The sequence below is a fragment of the Actinoplanes sp. TFC3 genome (assembly GCF_001553785.1).
Classification (GTDB): domain Bacteria; phylum Actinomycetota; class Actinomycetes; order Mycobacteriales; family Micromonosporaceae; genus Actinoplanes.
The window spans coordinates 1,912,820-1,931,023 of record NZ_LOJP01000001.1; the positions used below are offsets into that span (position 1 = coordinate 1,912,820).

Here is an 18,204-nt window from a genome sequence, read left to right on the forward strand (position 1 = left end):
GAAGCAGCCGACAGCCGCGTTGCGGGGGCGGGCCGGGTTGGTCAGGGGGCCCAGGAAATTGAAGAAAGTGGGATGGCCCAGCTCGCGGCGGGTGATCGAGGCGTGGCGCATGCCGGGGGGGTAGCGGGCGGCGAAACAGAAGCCGATGCCTGCCTCGGCTATGGTGCGGCGGACGCCGTCGGGGCCCAAGTCGAGCGGGATGCCGAAGTGTTCGAGCAAGTCAGCTGTGCCGCATGCCGAGGAGGCGGCGCGGTTGCCGTGCTTGACGACCTTGACGCCGGCGGCCGCCACGACGATGGCTGCCATCGTGGAGATGTTCACCGTGTGGGCTCGGTCGCCGCCGGTGCCCACCACGTCGATGGCGTCCGCGCGCAGCTCGTCCGGCAGGCTGACCGGCGTCGCGTTGGCGATCATCGCCTCCACGAGACCGGCCAGCTCGGCGGGAGTCTCCCCCTTGGCGCGCAGGGCCACGGCGAACCCGGCCCCCTGCCCCGGGGTGGCGTTGCCCGCCATGATCTCGCCCATGGCCCACGCCGTGTCCTGGGCCGTCAGCTCGTCGGAGCGCAGCAGGGCGCTCAGCAGGTTGGGCCAGGTCGGTGCGCTCATGGGGGCTCCAAGGGGGGCGGGGGAGTGAGCTAGCCCAGCGTGCCGAGGGTGCCCAGCGGCACCGCTCCGCCGCGGCGGGCGCGCAGCATGGCGGCGATCGTCCGGCCCGTGGTTACCGGGTCGAGGGGGTGGACGAGGGTCTCGTCGACCTGGGCGAACGCGGCCAGCCAGCGGTCGGCCGCGCGGGCGATCACGACGCAGGTGGGCGGGGGATCGGCGTACTCGTCCTTGGTCTGGCGGGCGATGCCGAGGCCGCCGGCCGGGGCCGCTTCGCCGTCGAGGACCATCAGGTCGATCTCGTAGTCGTCGAGCAGGCGGCGGCATTCCTCCCAGGTGGAGGCGTCGGCGAACTCGACCCGGAGGTCGGCCGCGGGACGTACGCCGATCGCGAGGCGGATCTTGTCGCGGACCGCGCTGTCGTCGCTGTAGAGCAGGACCGTGTAGGTGTCCGGCTCGGGCTTGCTGTCGTCGCTCATGATTCGCCCCGGCTTCCCACGCTCGTAGGTGCCCGGTGAGCATAGCCAACCGGTTAGCCGGCGTCGGGCTGTGGTCGTACCGTGGCGTTTTCGGTGTCGATCTTGTTTGTGATCTTGCTCCCGGTCGCTGCGGCTTCCTCGGCTTCGGCGCGATCCAGCGCCCTGTCGATGCGCTTGGCCTCGCGCTCGGACTGGCGCACCCACTGGACCACCAGGATGCCCAGCATCGTGACGCTGACCAGCTCACCGCCGGCCCACAGGATGCCACCGGCGGTGACTTGATCCGACTGGGGCGTTACCCAGGTCAGGTGCAGGTTGGGATACCAATCGCCGCCCAGCAGCGTCTTGCTCTGCATGATCGTGAGGCCCAGCACAGTATGGAAGGGCACTGACAACACCATGAGAAGAGCACGTGCGGGGTACGGCCACCTGTTCGGCAACGGGTCGAGGCCCAGCAGTGGCCAGAAGAACAGGCAGCCCGTGATGATGAAGTGCACGTGGATGAACTCGTGCAGCCAGGCGTGCTCAAGCGTGGCCCGGTACAGACCGGTGAAGTAGAGCACGAACGGATTGGCGATGAAGATGCCAAACGCCACCAGGGGAAACGTCAGAACTCGCGCTATCCGGCTGTGGACGACCGCCAGGACCACCTTGCGGCTCGATTTCGGCAGCGTGCGCAGGGCGAGGGTGACGGGTGCGCCGAGGGCCAGGAAGATCGGGCCCACCATGGACAGGACCATGTGCTGCACCATGTGCACGCTGAGCAGCGTTGTGTCGTACGCCTCGATGCCGGTGACTGTGACGGCCGCGATGGATCCGAGGCCGCCGAGCATGAAGGCGACGGTGCGACCGGTGGGCCAGGCGTCGCCGCGCTGCTTGAGCCTGGTCACCCCGTACCCGTAGAGGGCCGCCGCGACCAGCAGGAACAGGGCGATGAGGCTGGTCAGATGAATTTGCGTGAAGATTTGCCCGACGCTGAATGGCGGGGGGACAGTATCCTCCACCGCAAGCATGAGCGCAGGGGTTTCGACGTGTTGCACCCCTTGAGGCTAGGCCCAGCGAGCGTGCGCGCGTTCTACCGGGCAACGACACGTACCGGATTCGGCCCCCCGTGACACGTTGAGGTGATCGCGGAGCAATAATGAGCCCGTGACAGCGGCCCCAGCCATCGACAAGAGCCGGATCCACTCGCTGACCCGTCCCAACATGGTCAGCGTGGGGACCATTGTGTGGCTCTCCAGCGAGCTCATGTTCTTCGCGGCTTTGTTCGCCATGTATTTCGCGATCCGCGCGGCGGACTACAGCATGTGGGAAGAGCACACCGAGGCTCTCAAGATTCCGTACGCGACGACGTTCACGGTCATCCTCGTGTTGTCGTCGGTCACCTGCCAGCTCGGCGTGTTCGCGGCGGAGAAGGGTGACGTCCACGCGCTGCGGCGCTGGTTCACCATCACCTTCGTCATGGGCTTGATCTTCGTGCTGGGGCAGGCGAACGAATACCGCAACCTCGTCCATGAGGGCATCAAGATCAATGGCGACGGTTACGGCTCGATGTTCTACCTGACGACCGGGTTCCACGGTCTTCACGTCACGGGCGGCCTGATCGCCTTCATCGTCTACATGATCCGCACGACCATGGGCCGGTTCACCCCGGCGCAGGCCACGTCGGCGATCGTCGTGTCGTACTACTGGCACTTCGTCGATGTGGTGTGGATCGCGCTGTTCGCCATGATCTATTGGCTGCAGTAGCCCGTCGCCGTCCGTGAGTACCAAGGTCAAGACCCAGAGGGACACAGCCCATGACTTCTGACACCCCCGCCGGACGGCGTTTCCGGGTGTTCAACCGGCGGCGTTCCGCGCCGAGCCGCGCTCGCCGGCGCGTCGGTGCCGCGGTGCGCATGCTCGCCGCGCTCGCCCTCGCCGGAGGCGTCTACACCGCTTTCGCGCCCGGTGCGTTCGCCCAGGACGACAAGCAGCTCTCCACCGCTGCGCAAGAGGGCCAGGCGCTGTTCAACAACAGCTGCATCACCTGCCACGGCCCCCAGGCGCAGGGTGTCGAAGGCCGTGGGCCGAGCCTGGTCGGCGTCGGTTCCGCCGCTGTCGAGTTCCAGGTCGGCACCGGCCGCATGCCGATGACGCGCCAGGAAGCCCAGGCCGAGCAGAAGCGGCCGGTCTTCGACGAGACGCAGACCAAGCAGCTGGGACAGTACATCCAGGAGCTCGGTGGCGGCCCGCAGATCCCGGCCGGCTCGCTGACCCAGGACATCAAGCAGAACCCCGAGGCCCTGGCCAACGGTGGTGAGCTGTTCCGGCTCAACTGCGCGCAGTGCCACGGCAACGTCGGTGCCGGCGGCGCGCTGTCCTCCGGCAAGTTCGCTCCCTCGCTGCACGACCCGAGCCCGCAGCAGATCTACGGCGCCATGCTCACCGGCCCGCAGAACATGCCGGTGTTCGGCGACAACGAGCTCACGCCGGAGCAGAAGACCGAGATCATCACCTACATCACGCAGCAGATCCAGGACGACAAGGACCCGGGCGGTCTGTTCAACCTGGGTGGCTACGGCCCGGCGACCGAGGGTCTGGCGATCTTCGTTGTCGGCATCACGATCCTGGTGTTCGCTTCGCTGTGGATTGCGGGGAAGTCATGACCGTCACTCACGAGGGCTCACACGGACACGGCGGCCACGGCTCGGGCTCCGGCACCAAGCCCGTCGACGTCAACGACCCGAAGCTGTCGCGCTTCGACATCGTTCGCGAGGGCGCCCGCCGCGACGACATCGAGATCGTCACGTACGAGTCGCAGTTCGAGGGCCGGAACTCCAAGGCCGAGAAGCGCGTCGTGCGCAACATCTCGCTGCTGTTCATCATCTCGGGCCTGGCGGCGCTGGCGTTCGTCGTCTTCTTCATCGTCTGGCCGTGGAAGTTCGAGCTCGGGCACACCCTGAGCGATTACTACACGCCGATCCTCGGCATCACGCTGGGCATCTCGCTGTTCGCCCTGGGCTTCGCGATCCTGGCCTGGGCCAAGAAGCTGCTGCCGCACGAGGTCTCGATCCAGGACCGGCACAACCAGCCGTCCAGCGACGAGGACCGGCTGATCACCGGTCAGACCATGGCCTACCTGGTGGACGAGCTCGGCGTGCAGCGCCGGCCGCTGCTCAAGGGTGCGATCGCGCTCGGCATGGCGCCGCTCGGCCTGGCTGCGGCAGCACCGCTGATCGGTGGGCTCATCGAGAACCCGCACAAGGGCGACGAGCCGATGATGTACCACACCGGCTTCGACCCTGTGCCGCAGGACGGCAAGCTCGTGCACCTCACCCGCGAGGACGGCAGCCCGGTTCGCCCCGAGGATGTCAGCGTCGGCGGTCAGATCACTGTCTTCCCGGGCATCCCCGGCGGTGCGAGCAACAAGTACGCCGACTCGCCCACGCTGCTGGTGCACCTGCGCGAGCAGGACGCCGCCGAAGCCCGCGCGGCCAGTGAGACCGACAAGGTCAACAAGGGCTTCATGCACGGCAACTACGTGGCGTACTCGAAGATCTGCACGCACGCCGGCTGCCCCGCCAGCCTGTACGAGCAGCAGACCAACCGTCTGCTCTGCCCGTGCCACCAGTCGCAGTTCTTGATCACCGACAACGCACGCCCGATTTTCGGACCGGCCAGCCGCCGACTGCCGATGTTGCCCCTTGAACTGGACGATGAGGGGTACTTCGTGGCAGCGTCTGACTACCGGGAAGCCATCGGACCCGACTTCTGGGAGCGGCCATGAAACGCCGGAAGCTGGACCTGGCCCAGGTCCCCGCTAACATCGGCAAGGGTGCTGACGACCGTTACCAGGTCGCGACCCCGCTGCGTGCCCTGCTGAACAAGGTCTTCCCCGACCACTGGTCGTTCCTGCTCGGCGAGATCGCGCTCTTCTCCTTCATCGTTCTGCTGCTCAGCGGCGTGTTCCTGACGCTGTTCTTCGACCCGTCGATGCGTGAAGTCACGTACGACGGCCCCTACACCGCCCTGCGCGGCGTGGAGATGTCGGCGGCCTACGAATCTTCCCTGCGGCTCTCGTTCGAGGTCCGCGGCGGTTTGTTCATGCGCCAGATGCACCACTGGGCGGCGCTGCTGTTCATGGCGTCGATCGTCGTGCACATGGCGCGTGTTTTCTTCACCGGCGCATTCCGCAAGCCGCGTGAGGCCAACTGGACCATCGGCATCATCCTGTTCCTGCTCGGCTTCTTCGCCGGTTTCACCGGCTACTCCCTGCCCGACGACGGACTCTCCGGCACCGGCCTGCGCATCGCCTCGGCGATCATGCTGTCCATCCCGGTCGTGGGCACGTGGCTCTCGGCGGCGGTCTTCGGTGGCGAATACCCGGGCGAGCTGATCATCGGCCGCTTCTACATCGCGCACGTGCTGCTCATCCCGGGTGGCCTGCTCGCGCTGATCAGCGTCCACCTGGGCCTGGTCTTCAAGCAGAAGCACACCCAGTGGCCCGGCCCGATGCGGACCAACGACAACGTCGTGGGCGAGCGCATGTTCCCGCGGTACGCGCTCAAGCAGGGCGGCTTCTTCATGGCCGTCTTCGGCACCGTGGCGCTGCTGGCCGGCCTGTTCCAGATCAACCCGATCTGGCTGTTCGGCCCGTACCTGGCCTCGGCGGTGTCCTCAGCCAGCCAGCCCGACTGGTACGTCATGTTCATGGACGGCCTGGTCCGCCTGATGCCGGCCTGGCAGATCGACTTCCCGATCGGCGACGGCTACGTGCTCCCGCCGCTGTTCTGGCCCGCTGTGGTCGGCCTCGGTGCGCTGTTCACGCTGCCGATGCTGTACCCGACGATCGAGGCGCGACGGCTCAAGGACACCAAGTCGCATCACATCCTCCAGCGTCCGCGTGACGCGCCGGAGCGCACCGGTGTGGGCGCCATGGCCTTCACGTTCTTCATGATCGCCACGATCTCCGGCGCTAACGACGTCATCGCTGACAAGTTCCACATCAGCCTGAACGCGATGACCTGGGCGGGCCGCATCGGCCTGGTGATCCTGCCGCCGCTGGCCTACGTGATCTCGGTGCGCATCTGCCTCGGTCTGCAGCAGCACGACCGCGAGGTCCTGGCCCACGGCGTGGAGACGGGCATCATCCGCCGCCTGCCTGACGGCCGCTTCGAAGAGGTCCACCAGCCCCTCGGCCCGGTCGACGAGCACGGCCACCCGCTGCCGCTCGACTACGCAGGCTGGGTCGTCCCGAAGAAGATGAACCGAGTGGGCGCTCTCGGCCCGGCGATCAAGGGTTTCTTCTTCCCCATTGAAAAGCCGGCCGAAGCCCCGGTTTCACCGGCCGTCCCGCCGGTGTCCGGCTCCACCCGCGAGGAAATCATCTCGGGTCGCTGACCTGGCAGTGAGCCGGACGGTAAGGCTTTGAAGGGGGTCCCGGAAGGGGCCCCCTTCGCTGTGTCTCCGGCAGCCAGGCTGCCACCGCGGGGCGAGCGTGCGGTTTGTTCCGGCGAGCTGCCGTGAGCGTGGGCAGGGTTCGCCTGAACGGTGGCTTCGACTCCGCCGCCATCGGGTCCGGCCCCGCAGGCCAGGGGCTCAGTCGGCGTCGGGCAGGCCGATGGCGAAGGCATCTTCGAGGTCGTGGCGGGAGTAGGCCCGGAAGGCGATGTGTGACTCGGTGTTGAGCACGCCTGGAGTCTTGGAGATGCGGCCGGCGATGACCTCGGCGATGTCGTCGAAGCGCGGTACGCGGACGATGGCGATCAGGTCGACGTTGCCGGCCACGGAGTAGACCTCACTGACGCCGGGCAGAGCCGCGAGGGCTTCGGCCACCTCGGGGATCGAGTCGGTGGCGCAGTCGATGTGCACGATCGCGGTGTTCACGCAGGGCTCCTCGGGTCGGCGTCGGCGTTCCGGTTCATGCTAGTGCTGCGGCTTCCACCTGCACCGTCATGTCGGTGCCGGCGCGGATTGCGTGGCGCAGCGACTCCGTGGCGTCCACTGTCGCTCCTGGCCAGATGACGCATTCGGTCACGGTTCCGGCCACGGTGGCGCCCGCACCGATCACCGACTCAATCGCGGAACCCGTGACCGACGCGGAGGCGGCGATTGAGCCGCGAGCGGCGTGCAGGTTGGCCGATAGGTAGTCGGCGGGCGTTCCGGTGTCGATGTAGCTTCCGGCGTACCGGATCAATTGCAGTTCTCCGGCCGCCTCGGCTGGGCGCCAGACGGTCCGGACCAGGTCGGAGAAGTGCGGAGTCAGATCTTGCACATAGCGCCAGGGGAGCAGGGAGAAGCCGGCGAAGCGCTGGCCGCTGAATTCGCCACGCTGATCTGCGCGAGCCGCGGTGGTGAGCATCCGGACCGTGGTGCCGTCCCAGCCGTCGAGCAGCTCAGCCACGCCCGAGGGACCAGCCAGGTACGCGTCGGCGTTGCCCACCAGCACCCCACGGCCGTCGATCCAGGGGCGGAGCAGGCCCAAGCCGCCGGACGTGCCGAGCGGACCGTCGGGCTCGACCGAGACGTACGCCTGGGTGCCCACATGGTCAACGATCTGCTGGGCCAGGTACGCGGCGTTGACGGCCACGGTGGACGGGTCATCGAGGCCCAGGGTGCCCACCCGCTGCAGGGCGCGGTCGAGCAGCGGGACATTGCCGACCGGGCACAGCGCCTTGGGCAGCAGCGTCGTGAGCGGACGCAGGCGCTGACCCTCGCCCGCGGCCAGGATGACCGCGCAGATGTCGGTCATGCCGCGCGCGGGCCGATGCCGTAGTTGCCCAGCAGCAGCGCCGTGTTGGGGGTCAGCTGGGGCAGCTCGTCCAGCGGCCACCAGCGCGCCTCGAGAACCTCGCCGCCGTCCACGACCAGCTCCGTGGTCGACGCCGGGACCGAACCCAGGAAGACCGTGTCCACCCAGCCCTTGGCGTGCACGATCGCATTCGGCACCGCCGGGACCAGGTCGTCAGGGTGGATGCGTACGCCGGACTCCTCGTGCAGCTCCCGGGCGGCCCCGACGTGCGGCAGCTCGCCCTTCTTGAGCAGGCCCGCGGGCAGGCCCCAGCCGCGGTGACCGGGCTGGCGCAGCAGCAACAGGCTGCCTTCGTCGGCGGCGTCGCGGATGATGCAGACCGCACCGACCAGGTATTTCGGCACGACCATGCGCACGATCCGGCGGCGCAGCGGATGCGGCATCGAATAGAAAGCCTTGTACGCCGTGCCACGAACGCGCCGGGGGATTTTCACCCCTGAAGGTTATCGGGGGAGATCAAAGGACTCAGTCCGGGTGGTCCACCAGCGCGATGAGCTGCTCGACCACCTGGTCCGGCTCGAGGTTGCGCTCGGTGACGGCCACCAGCATGGTCTCCAGGTCGGGATAGCCCAGCTCCTCGGCCAGCCGGCGGAGCGGGACCTCGCTGGCCAGGCCGCGGTCGTGCTTGCGCAGCGTGAGACCGATGGTGGCGCGGCCCAGCCGGACCTTGTCCTGGATGCTGATGCCGGGCGCGTTCTCCTCGGCGAAGTAGCGGTTGATCTGCATCTGCGCCTGGGTTGACTTGACGAAGCCCAGCCACTCCTTGCGCGGCCCGCGCGGGGCCTGCTCCGGCGCGACCTGCTCGCCTTCGGACTCGGTGAAGATCTCCACCACGTCACCGTCGCGTAGCTCCGAACTCAGCGGTGCCAGCCGGCCGTTGATGGTCGCGGCGAGCGTCTGGTCGCCCTTGTCGGGGCTCAGCTCGTACGCCAGGTCGACGGGGGTGGAGCCGGCCGGCAGCTCCATCGTGCGTCCCTTGGCGAACACGGTGATCTGGGCCTCGGCGAGGTCGCAGCGCAGCGAGGCGAGGAACTGGCTGGCGTCGGTGGTCTCCTCCTGCCAGTCCAGCACCCGCTTGAGCCAGGTGAGCTGGTCCTGACCGGGGGAATCGGGCTCGGACTTGGGGTAGCGGTAGCCGGTGGCGACGCCGTACTCGGCGCAGCGGTGCATGGAGATCGTGCGGATCAGCACCTCCACCAGACGTCCGTCCGGGCCGGTGACCGTGGTGTGCAGCGAGCGGTAGAGGTTGTTCTTGGGTGAGGCGATGAAGTCCTTGAACCGGCCGGCCACCGGGCGCCACTGGCCGTGGATCGCGCCGAGCGCGGCATAGCAGTCGGTTTCCGGGCCGTCCACGACCACCGCGATGCGGGGCAGGTCGAACGGGATGCTGTGCTCGCCGGCGACCGTGTCCTTCCAGATCGAGTAGTAGTGCCGGGGCCGCGGCTGCACATCGGCGCTGACCCGCTGGCGGCGCAGCGCGGTGCGGGCCTTGGCGGTGACGTCGGCGAGGTACTCGTTCCAGCCGGGGCGGTTTTTCACGTGCTCGTCGATGCGGGCGTAGGAATCCGGCTCGAGGTGGTAGAGCACCACGTCGTCGAGGTCGCGCTTGAGCGCCTGGATGCCGAGCCGGTCGCAGAGCGGGACCAGCACGTCGAGCGTGGCGGTGGCGATGCGGGCCCGCGAGGCGGGGGAGCGGGCGCCGAGGGTGCGCATGTTGTGCAGCCGGTCGGCCACCTTGATGACCAGCACCCGGACGTCCTTGCCGGCCGCGACGATCATCTTGCGGATCGTCTCGCCTTCGGCCGCCTTGCCGTAGAACGCCTTGTCGAACTTGGTGACCCCGTCGACCAGGTGGGTCACCTCGGCGCCGAAGTCGCTGTGCAGGGTCTCGAGGGTGTAGCTGGTGTCCTCGACGGTGTCGTGCAGCAGCGCCGCGACCAGCGTCGTGGTGTCCATGCCGAGCTCGGCGCAGATCTGCGCGACCGCGAGCGGATGGGTGATGTACGGATCGCCACTCTTGCGGAACTGACCCCGGTGCATGTTCTCCGCCACCGCGTAGCTGCGGCGCAGCACGCCGGCGTCAGCGGACGGATGGATCGCCCGGTGCGTGCGGGTCAGAGTGGTAACCGGGTCGTCGTCGTCGCCCTGCAGGCTCAGAAATGAGCGCAGCCGTTGGGTGAACGGCGTAGGCAGGGCACGTCCCAGTGCGGCGCCGTGGCCGGCGTCGACGTCCACTCGGACACCCCCTCACCAAAAGGCAGTTCCCTGCGCGGTTCCCCCGCGCATTCCCAAAAGGATATGCCCGGCTTTCCCGCACGTTCCCTACAGCCTAGGCGAGCGAGTGTCGGCCGAACGGTCAGTTACCGATGAGCGAAAGGATGACCCGGCCGCTTCCGCCCTGGTGAGAAGGCTAGTAAACCGCGCAGCGCCACGGGCCGGTGACACCCAGTCGCCGGAAGTTTCCACCAGCCGGGTGTCTGGCCGGTCGAGCCAGGCGAGAATCCGTTCGGTCTCCTCGGCGGTGGCGGCGGGCACCGGACCGGGTCCGGGTAGGACCGTCTCGGCCGTCGCGCGAGCCAGATCCAGAGTCGGTCGCGGGTGCAGGCGAGGTGGTGAGGTCGCGGCGGCGGCCAGCCGGCCGTGGCGGACAACGACAATCTCCCACCCGTACGAGTCGTTGCGCCGCGCTGCGACGAGTTCCCCGATGCTGGTCAGCGCGTGCAACTTCTGCATCCGCACAGTTGCGCGTAGGAGGGCCACCAGCCGGGATCGCGCCACGGCGGCTTCCTCGTAGCGCTGGCGCTCCGACAGCACCTCGATGCGGGCGAGCAGAGCCTCCACGAGGGGTTCGGGGTCGCCGTAGGTGGCGGTGCGAAACGGATCCGCGGCGCTGTGGGCGTACTGCTCGGAAGTGATTCTGTGTTCGCACGGCGCGGGACATTTCCCCAGCTCAGCCAGCGCGCAGGCCGGAACTGTGGTGCGGATCGAAAGCTTGTGCGTGCACTGGCGCAGCGGCACGGCGTCATAGACCGCAGCGGCTGCCAGCTCGGCCGTGCGGCGGGAGGAGAACGGCCCCAGATAGGCCGCGTCATCGTCGGCCAACTGCCGGACCACCGACACGCGGGGGTAGGCCTCGGCGGTCAGCTTCAGCCAGACGACCCGTTCCGGATACTTCGACCTGCGGTTGTACGGCGGGGAGTGCGTCGCGATCAACCGCAGCTCGCGCACCTCGGCCTCCAGCGAGTGGGCACATTCGACAGCCTCCACCCGGGCCGCGGCGGTGATCATCTCGGACATCCGGGCGCGCTTCTCGCTGGCGGTGAAGTAGCTGCGCACCCGCTTGGCGATGTCGACCGAGGTGCCCACGTAGAGCGGCCGGTCGTCGGCGGCGCGGAACACGTAGACGCCGGGCGCGTGCGGCAGGTCGTCGGCCAGGTGCCGCTTGCGCCGCTGAGCCGGGGTGACCGCCTTGCCGAACTCGATCGCGTCACCGAGAGTGTGAACCTTGTAACTGCCGAGCCGCTCGATCAACCCGTGCAGCACGTCGACCGTGGCCTTGGCGTCGTCGAGCGCGCGGTGCGTGGGCTGCACCGTGGCGTTGAAGAACTGCGCCAGCGTGCCGAGCTTGCGGTTGGGCACCTCGTCGCGGGTCAGCGCCCGGCGGGCCAGCGCGGCGGTGTCCACCACGCGCAGCTGCGGCCAGGTGTAGCCGTGCCGGGCGCAGGCGGCCTTGAGGAACCCGACGTCGTACGGCGCGTTGTGCGCCACCAGCACCGCCCCGCGCAGGAACTCCAGCAGGCTGGGCAGCACCTGCTCGATCGGCGGGGCCGGGGCCAGCATCGCCTCGGTGATGCCGGTCAGCACGGTGATGAACGGCGGCAGCCGCTCCCCCGGGTTGACCAGGGTGCCGAAGACTCCCAGCTCCTCCCCGGCGCGCACCTTGACCGCGCCGATCTCGGTGATGCCACCGCCGTCCGGCGCGCCGCCGGTCGTTTCCAGGTCGAGAACCACGAACGTTGTGTCGCGCAGGGACAGCGCCGCCGGATCGACGGAACCGTCAGCGCTCAGGAGGGTGTCCAGAGTGCCCTGCACATATGCCGGTTGTGCCACGGCGGGCAGATTAGAGCGGGGGTGTGACATTCCCGCGAGCGCCCTGGAAAACATCACCTGCCTCCGCAGGCTTTTCCGCTGCCCACGGTGGGAGAATGGATTCATGTCCGCGATCGAGGAGTTCTCCGGCGGGGCCGCCCAGGAGGCGGTGCCCGGCAACGCGGACGTAGCACCATTGTCTGATATGTCGGATTCGGTGGAGCCGGTGCTGCCCGAACCGGTCCGCCAGCGCATCACCGCGCTCTCCGCGGCTGCCTTGCCCGGGATGCCCGCCGAGGAGATCCCGTTCCCGCTGCGCAAGGTCGCCCGCTTCGCCCCCAACCGGCGCGCCCGGCTCGGTGCCCAGGCGCTCGCCGCGCAACTGGCCGCTGACCCGCTGTTCCGCCAGCGGATCGGCACGCGCATCGTCGCCGAGGCCGGTGACCTGGGCTCGGCCGTCGCCGGTGGGATGGCCCCGGCCGCCGCCGACCCGGTGGAGGTTGCGGCGCTGGCCTATCTGGCCCGCCCAGATGGGTGGCGGGAGCTGATCACGGCAGCCGGGGAGACCGTGCGGGCCGAGGCCGACAGCGCCGCCGTGGCCAACCTGGTGCACGAGGCCGAGCAGCGCGCCGCCCGCGCCGAGCACGACCGCGCGGTGGCCCGGGTCGAGGCCGACAAGCTGCGCGACGAGCTGGCCCGGGTCCGCGAGGAACTCGGCCAGTTGCGCGAGGAGGCCCGCACCAGTGCGCGGGCGCTGCGGGAGACGCAGGCCTCGCTCAAACGCGCCACCGACCTGGTCGCCACCGAGAAGGGGCGCGCGAGCAAGGCGGCGGCCGAGCATGACGCCGAGGTACGCCGGATGCGCACCCGGCTGGCCGAGGCCGAGGCGCTCGCCGCGTCGGGCAAGCAGAGCGCCAAGGACGCCCGCGCCGCCGACGACGCGCGAGTCTGGCTGCTGCTGGAGACGCTCGGGCAGGCCGCTGCCGGGCTGCGCCGCGAGCTCGCGATCGGCCCGGTGGACAAGCTGCCGGCCGACTTCGTGGCGGACTCCGCCGCCGACCGGCCCGGGGCGCTCGAGCGGTCCCGGCCACGCGCCCAGGACACCGACGACCCGGGCCGGCTCGACCAGTTGCTCGCGCTGCCGCGGGCGCACCTGATCGTGGACGGCTACAACGTCACCAAGCGCGGCTTCGCCGAGATGTCGCTCGAACAGCAGCGCAAGCGGCTCATCACCGGGCTCGGCGGCATCGCGGCGCAGACCGGCGACGAGGTCACTGTGGTCTTCGACGGCGCCGAACGGGTGCACGGGCTGCCCCCGGCGCCGCGCGGCGTGCGGGTGCTCTTCTCGCACAAGGGCGACACCGCCGACGAGCTGATCCGCCAGCTCGTGCGGGCCGAGCCGGCCGGGCGCCCGCTGGTGGTCATCTCCTCCGACCGCGAGGTCGCCGATGGGGTGCGCCGGCACGGTGCGTACCCGATGGGAGCCGACTCACTTCTGCGCAGGCTCTCGCGCGGCTGATTTTTTGTCGTACCCCCTCCGTAGCGTGATGAGTACATCTCCCAAGGAGGAGGAACTGATGTTCATCGACTGCGGCCGCTGCCCCGGACGGGGCCGCGGATGCGAGGGATGCCTCATCAAGACGCTTGCCGAGACCCCCGATGGGCTCGGCGACCTGACCCCTGGAGAACTGCACGCAATCGAGGTCTTCGAGCTGGCCGGCTTCGATGTCGAGCTGCTCGAAACCCCCGAGCCGCCGGTGGAGGTCCCGGTCTACCGCGGCCACGTTGCGTAGCCACCTCTAAGATTCAGTCCCGTGACGCCTCGCCTCTGGGCCGCAGCGACGCTGGCGGTGCTCCTGGTCGGACTCACCGTGTACGCGGCCCTGGTCGTGCCCTGGCACCGGCCACCCGCCCCGCGCGCCGACCAGGTCGCTGCGCTGCGTGACTTCCCGGCCGGGCAGGTGGCGCGGGCGCGGGCCTTCCATTCAGCGCTGCGGCCCGGGTCGTACGGGTCGATGGCCATCGGGCTGATCGGCGCGCTGGTGCTCGGGCTGACCCCGCTCGGGGCGCGGCTGGTGACCTGGGCCGGGCGGCCGTTCGGCGATTACTGGATCGCCCGGGTGGTGCTCGGCGGGCTGCTGATCGTGCTGGTTGTCGAGGTGCTGACGCTGCCGTTCGCGGCGTGGCGGCACCGGATCGTCGTCGAGTACGGCATCTCCACCCAGACCTGGGGCGCCTGGGCGCTCGACCTGGCCAAGTCGTACGCGGTGGGCGCGGTGATCGGGGGGCTGACGCTGCTCGGGTTCTTCACCGTGACCCGGTTGGCGCCGCGCTGGTGGTGGGCGTTCGGCGCGGCGGGGGCGGCATTGCTGGTCGTGCTGCTGTCGTTCGTGCTGCCGGTGGTCGTCGAGCCGATTTTCAACAAGTTCACCCCGATGGCCGCCGGTCCGCTGCGCACCGAGCTGATGGAGCTGGCCGCCCGCGACGGGGTGCCGGTCAAGGATGTGCTGGTCGCTGACGCCTCGCGGCGCACCCGGGCGGTGAACGCGTACGTGTCAGGATTCGGCCCGACCCGCCGGATCGTGGTCTACGACACCATGCTGACCGAGGCCACGCCGGACGAGGTGGTGTCGGTGACCGCGCACGAACTGGGCCACGCCAAGCGCCAGGACGTGCTGACCGGCACGATCATCGGCGCGCTTGGGGCCGCCGTGGCTGTGATCGCGTTGTACCTGCTCGGGTCGCTGGGCTGGTTGCTGCGCTGGGCCGGGGCCGAGTCGATGGGGGAGCCGCGGGCCATCGCGCTGCTGCTGGCCCTGGTCACGCTGGCCGGTCTGGTCGGCGGCCCGGTGCAGGCGCTGGTCTCGCGGCGCATCGAGGCGCGGGCCGACGAGCACGCCCTCACGCTGACCGGCGACCCGGCCACGTTCGAGGCGATGCAGCGCCGCCTCGGCACCGTCAACCTGTCCGATCCCGACCCGCCGGCCTGGGAGTACGTGATGTCCGCCTCGCACCCGTCCACCGTGGAACGCATGGCAGCGGCCCGCGCCTACGCCCGCGGGGAACGCTGATGGGCCGCACGCTGCTGGTCACCAACGACTTCCCACCCCGCCCGGGCGGCATCCAGCAGTTCGTGCACAACCTGGCCGTACGCCAGCCGGCCGGTTCGATCGTGGCCTACGCCTCCACCTGGAAGGGTGCGGACAAGTTCGACGCCGAGCAGCCGTTCGAGGTGATCCGGGAGAACACCGGCGTGCTGCTGCCCACGCCCCCGGTGGCCAAGCGCGCGGCGCAGATCGCCCGGTCCCAGGACTGCGACAGCGTCTGGTTCGGGGCTGCCGCGCCGCTGGGGTTGCTCGCGGACGGGCTGCGGCGGCGGGCCGGGATCGAGCGGGCGGTGTCGCTCACCCACGGCCACGAGATCGGCTGGGCTGCCCTGCCCGGCGCTCGCCACCTGCTCAAACGCATAGCCCGCGGCAACGACGTGGTCACCTTCCTGACCGAATTCCAACGGGTACGCCTGCAGCGCGCCCTGCACGGCCTGACCTCGCTGGAACGGCTCACCCCCGGCGTCGACGTGGACGCCTACCACCCCGGCGTGGACGGCAGCGCGGTGCGGGCCCGGTTCGGCCTCGGTGACCGTCCCGTGGTGGTGTGCGTGTCCCGTCTGGTGCCGCGCAAGGGCCAGGACATGCTGATCAGGGCGTTGCCCCGGATCCGGCAGCGGGTTCCGGGGGCGGCGTTGCTGGTGGTGGGCGGGGGGCCGTACCGCAAAAAGCTCACGGAGCTGGCCCGCGGAGAGGGTGTCGAGTCCGAGGTGTTCTTCACCGGCTCGGTGCCGTGGGAGGAGCTGCCGGCGCACTACGCGGCCGGTGACGTGTACGCCATGCCGTGCCGTACCCGCAGCGGCGGGCTCGACGTCGAGGGTCTGGGCATCGTGTACCTGGAGGCGTCCGCGAGCGGCTTGCCCGTGGTGGCGGGCAACTCCGGCGGCGCCCCCGACGCGGTTTTGGAAGGCAAGACCGGGTACGTCGTGGACGGTCACAAGGTGGCTGCCATTGCCGACCGGGTGGCGGAGTTGCTCGCCGATCCCGGCAAGGCGCGCCGGATGGGCGCGGCCGGGCGGTCCTGGGTGGAAGCCGAGTGGCGCTGGGAGACCAAGGCAACCCGGCTGGGTGACCTGCTTCGTGCCAATTAGCGGTGAATAGTAATCACTCCCGGAGCATGCATAGACACGTTGTGTAGAGCGGCGGTAAGAACGGCGGAGAGCCCAGGGGATGGAGCCGCCGATGCAGGACGCCCTCCAGAAGGACGTGGACGAGGCCGGGGACGACAAGCGCGACGATGGGCTGGACGGTGCCGGCGAGGGGGAACTGGCCCTGCCGTACTGGCTGACCAGCACCGAGGAAGCCGCGAACACCGGGTTCTGGCAGATGCTGCGGCGGTTGCCCAAGCTGCTGCGCTCGGCCTGGTCGCTGGCGTGGCGGGCCAGCCCGCGCACCACCGCGGCGGTGGTGGTGCTGCAGTTGCTCGGCGGGGTGGCCAGCGCGGCCGGGTTGATCAGCGTGGTCGGGGTGTTCGACGGGCTGCTGCGCCAGGGGCCCACGCCGGAACGGGTGCGGGCCGCCGTACCGTCGCTGCTGATTCTGATCGGGGCCCTCGCCGTGCGGGGCGCACTCACCTCAGCCGCCGCGGCGGCCAACGGCCGGTTGTCCCCGCAGGTGTACCAGGCCGCCGAGATGCAACTGCTCGACCTCACCACCGGCGTCGACTTGTCCACCTTTGACGATCCGGGCTGGCGCGACGCCATGGAACGCGCCCGCGACCGGGGCATCAGCGCCGCCCAGCAGCTCGTCGACATGGCCATCGACCTCGGCACCAACTTCATCGGGCTGGTCGCCGCGGCCAGCGTGCTGACCGTGCTGCACCCGGTGCTGCTGCCGCTGCTCGTGATCAGCGTGGTGCCGATCGCCTGGGCGGCCGGCCGATCCGCCCGGCTGCGCTACCGCCAGGTGCTGCGCTACATCGCGGTGTGGCGGCGCCAGCGGATGCTCGCCTACCTGCTGGCCGCCCGGGAACCGGCTGCCGAGCTGCGCGCCTTCACCGTACGCGAGTACCTGCTGACCGAGATCCGGCGGCTGCTGACTGCGGCCACCCGCCAGGAGATCCGGCTCGCGACCAGCCAGGTGCGCACCACCGCGGCCGGGAACATGTTGAGCGGGGTGGTAACCGGGGTGACGTACGTGGTGCTGCTCTGGCTGTTGTGGACCGGGCGCATGCAGCTGGCCGCGGGCGGCGCGGCGGCCTACGCCATCAGCACGGGCATCGGCAAGCTGACCGAGATTGCCTACAGCGCCAACCGGGTCTTCGAGCAGGGCCTCTACTTCTCCGACTTCCAGGGCTTCTGCGACCTGTCGCGCGAGCGTGCCGAGCCGGTCACCGGCCGCGCCGCGCCCGGGAGCTTCCAGGAGATCCGCCTCGACGACGTAACCTTCCGCTACCCCGACGCCGAACGACCGGCCGTGCGCGATGTCAGCATGACGCTGCGCCGCGGTGAGATCATCGCGCTGGTGGGGGAGAACGGCTCGGGCAAGTCGACGCTGGCCGGCCTGCTGGCCGGGCTCTATCGGCCGCAGACCGGGCGGGTGCGCTGGGACGGCCGGGACGTGGCGCTGTTCGATCCGGAATCGGTACGCCGCCAGGTCGCCGTGGTCATGCAGGAACCGACCCGATGGCCGCTGCAGGCCCGGGCGTCCATCACCATTGGACGCTACGAGCGCCCCGAGCTCATGCCCGAGGTCGAGGCGGCCGCCCGCGCCGGTGACGCCCACGAGTTCGTGATGGAGTTGCCCCGGCGCTACGAGACCCTGCTGTCGCGCGACTTCACCGACGGCGCCGACCTGTCCGGTGGTCAGTGGCAGCGCCTGGCCGTCAGCCGGGCCTTCTACCGCGACGCGCCGCTGCTGATCTGCGACGAGCCGACCGCCAACCTCGACGCCCGCGCCGAGCACGACGTGTACGACCGGCTGCGCGAGCTCGCCGAGGGCCGTACGGTCGTGCTGATCACCCACCGGATGGCCAGCGTGCGCGAGGCCGACCGGATCTACGTGCTCGACCACGGCGAGGTCGTCGAGCAGGGCGACCACGCCGCACTGATGGCCGCCGACGGCCTGTACGCCCAGCTCTTCACCTTGCAGGCCAGCGCGTACCAGGGAACCTCGCCGTGATCTAAGGTCGGCG

17 protein-coding genes are annotated in these 18,204 nt (G+C 69.7%); 9 read left to right on the plus strand and 8 right to left on the minus strand.

What is annotated here, in order from left to right; genetic code table 11:
- The 3 genes from trpD to TFC3_RS08760 all read right to left on the minus strand — a co-directional run.
- Positions 1-606 (minus strand): anthranilate phosphoribosyltransferase (gene trpD, locus TFC3_RS08750; protein ID WP_067497906.1); only part of this gene is annotated, 606 nt, incomplete at its 3' end.
- Positions 607-635: 29 nt separating this feature from the next.
- Positions 636-1,082: a hypothetical protein gene (locus tag TFC3_RS08755; protein WP_067497909.1), complete on the minus strand. Its 447-nt coding sequence runs from the start codon at positions 1,080-1,082 to the stop codon at positions 636-638.
- Positions 1,083-1,135: 53 nt separating this feature from the next.
- A complete protein-coding gene (locus TFC3_RS08760) occupies positions 1,136-2,095 on the minus strand; it encodes a cytochrome c oxidase assembly protein (RefSeq protein ID WP_082771932.1) in 960 nt (319 codons plus the stop codon).
- 136 nt (positions 2,096-2,231) lie between these two features.
- Between TFC3_RS08760 and TFC3_RS08765 the strand changes: the two genes are divergently transcribed.
- From TFC3_RS08765 to TFC3_RS08780, 4 genes are read left to right on the plus strand one after another with little or no spacing between them, the layout of a single operon-like run.
- Positions 2,232-2,831: a heme-copper oxidase subunit III gene (locus TFC3_RS08765; RefSeq protein WP_067497913.1), complete on the plus strand. Its 600-nt coding sequence runs from the start codon at positions 2,232-2,234 to the stop codon at positions 2,829-2,831.
- A 50-nt stretch (positions 2,832-2,881) separates the two neighbouring features.
- Complete coding sequence (locus TFC3_RS08770; RefSeq protein WP_067497916.1) at positions 2,882-3,730, plus strand: cytochrome c; 849 nt, start codon at positions 2,882-2,884, stop codon at positions 3,728-3,730.
- Positions 3,727-4,851, plus strand: coding sequence for a ubiquinol-cytochrome c reductase iron-sulfur subunit (locus TFC3_RS08775; protein WP_067497920.1), 1,125 nt, complete (start codon positions 3,727-3,729; stop codon positions 4,849-4,851). Before TFC3_RS08770 ends, TFC3_RS08775 begins: the two co-directional genes overlap by 4 nt.
- Entirely contained in the window at positions 4,848-6,464 is a 1,617-nt protein-coding gene (locus TFC3_RS08780) for a ubiquinol-cytochrome c reductase cytochrome b subunit (RefSeq protein WP_067497923.1), read from the plus strand. The genes TFC3_RS08775 and TFC3_RS08780 overlap by 4 nt, the downstream gene beginning before the upstream one ends.
- Positions 6,465-6,662: 198 nt before the next feature.
- Here the strand turns inward: TFC3_RS08780 and TFC3_RS08785 are convergent, their stop codons facing one another.
- From TFC3_RS08785 to TFC3_RS08805, 5 genes are all read right to left on the minus strand, one after another.
- Complete coding sequence (locus TFC3_RS08785; protein ID WP_067497926.1) at positions 6,663-6,950, minus strand: Lrp/AsnC family transcriptional regulator; 288 nt, start codon at positions 6,948-6,950, stop codon at positions 6,663-6,665.
- A gap of 34 nt (positions 6,951-6,984) precedes the next feature.
- A complete protein-coding gene (locus TFC3_RS08790; protein ID WP_067497929.1) occupies positions 6,985-7,815 on the minus strand; it encodes an NTP transferase domain-containing protein in 831 nt (276 codons plus the stop codon).
- A complete protein-coding gene (locus TFC3_RS08795) occupies positions 7,812-8,258 on the minus strand; it encodes an NUDIX domain-containing protein (RefSeq protein ID WP_067506271.1) in 447 nt (148 codons plus the stop codon). Before TFC3_RS08795 ends, TFC3_RS08790 begins: the two co-directional genes overlap by 4 nt.
- Before the next feature lie 82 nt (positions 8,259-8,340).
- Complete coding sequence (locus tag TFC3_RS08800; RefSeq protein ID WP_067497931.1) at positions 8,341-10,110, minus strand: bifunctional (p)ppGpp synthetase/guanosine-3',5'-bis(diphosphate) 3'-pyrophosphohydrolase; 1,770 nt, start codon at positions 10,108-10,110, stop codon at positions 8,341-8,343.
- Between the two features lie 87 nt (positions 10,111-10,197).
- Positions 10,198-11,985 (minus strand): DEDD exonuclease domain-containing protein, encoded by a 1,788-nt coding sequence (locus tag TFC3_RS08805; protein WP_067497934.1) that lies wholly within the window; start codon positions 11,983-11,985, stop codon positions 10,198-10,200.
- A 184-nt stretch (positions 11,986-12,169) separates the two neighbouring features.
- Between TFC3_RS08805 and TFC3_RS08810 the strand changes: the two genes are divergently transcribed.
- The 5 genes from TFC3_RS08810 to TFC3_RS08830 all read left to right on the plus strand — a co-directional run bounded on the left by TFC3_RS08810 (position 12,170) and on the right by TFC3_RS08830 (position 18,191).
- The gene (locus TFC3_RS08810) at positions 12,170-13,483 is read left to right on the plus strand and encodes an NYN domain-containing protein (protein ID WP_236718376.1); all 1,314 of its coding nucleotides are present in this window, start codon (positions 12,170-12,172) and stop codon (positions 13,481-13,483) included.
- Between the two features lie 58 nt (positions 13,484-13,541).
- Positions 13,542-13,757 (plus strand): hypothetical protein, encoded by a 216-nt coding sequence (locus TFC3_RS08815; RefSeq protein WP_067497936.1) that lies wholly within the window; start codon positions 13,542-13,544, stop codon positions 13,755-13,757.
- A gap of 21 nt (positions 13,758-13,778) precedes the next feature.
- Positions 13,779-15,035: a M48 family metallopeptidase gene (locus TFC3_RS08820; RefSeq protein WP_067497939.1), complete on the plus strand. Its 1,257-nt coding sequence runs from the start codon at positions 13,779-13,781 to the stop codon at positions 15,033-15,035.
- Entirely contained in the window at positions 15,035-16,162 is a 1,128-nt protein-coding gene (locus TFC3_RS08825) for a glycosyltransferase family 4 protein (protein WP_067497943.1), read from the plus strand. The genes TFC3_RS08820 and TFC3_RS08825 overlap by 1 nt, the downstream gene beginning before the upstream one ends.
- A gap of 91 nt (positions 16,163-16,253) precedes the next feature.
- Complete coding sequence (locus TFC3_RS08830; RefSeq protein ID WP_067506278.1) at positions 16,254-18,191, plus strand: ABC transporter ATP-binding protein; 1,938 nt, start codon at positions 16,254-16,256, stop codon at positions 18,189-18,191.
- The last annotated feature ends 13 nt before the right edge of the window (positions 18,192-18,204 follow it).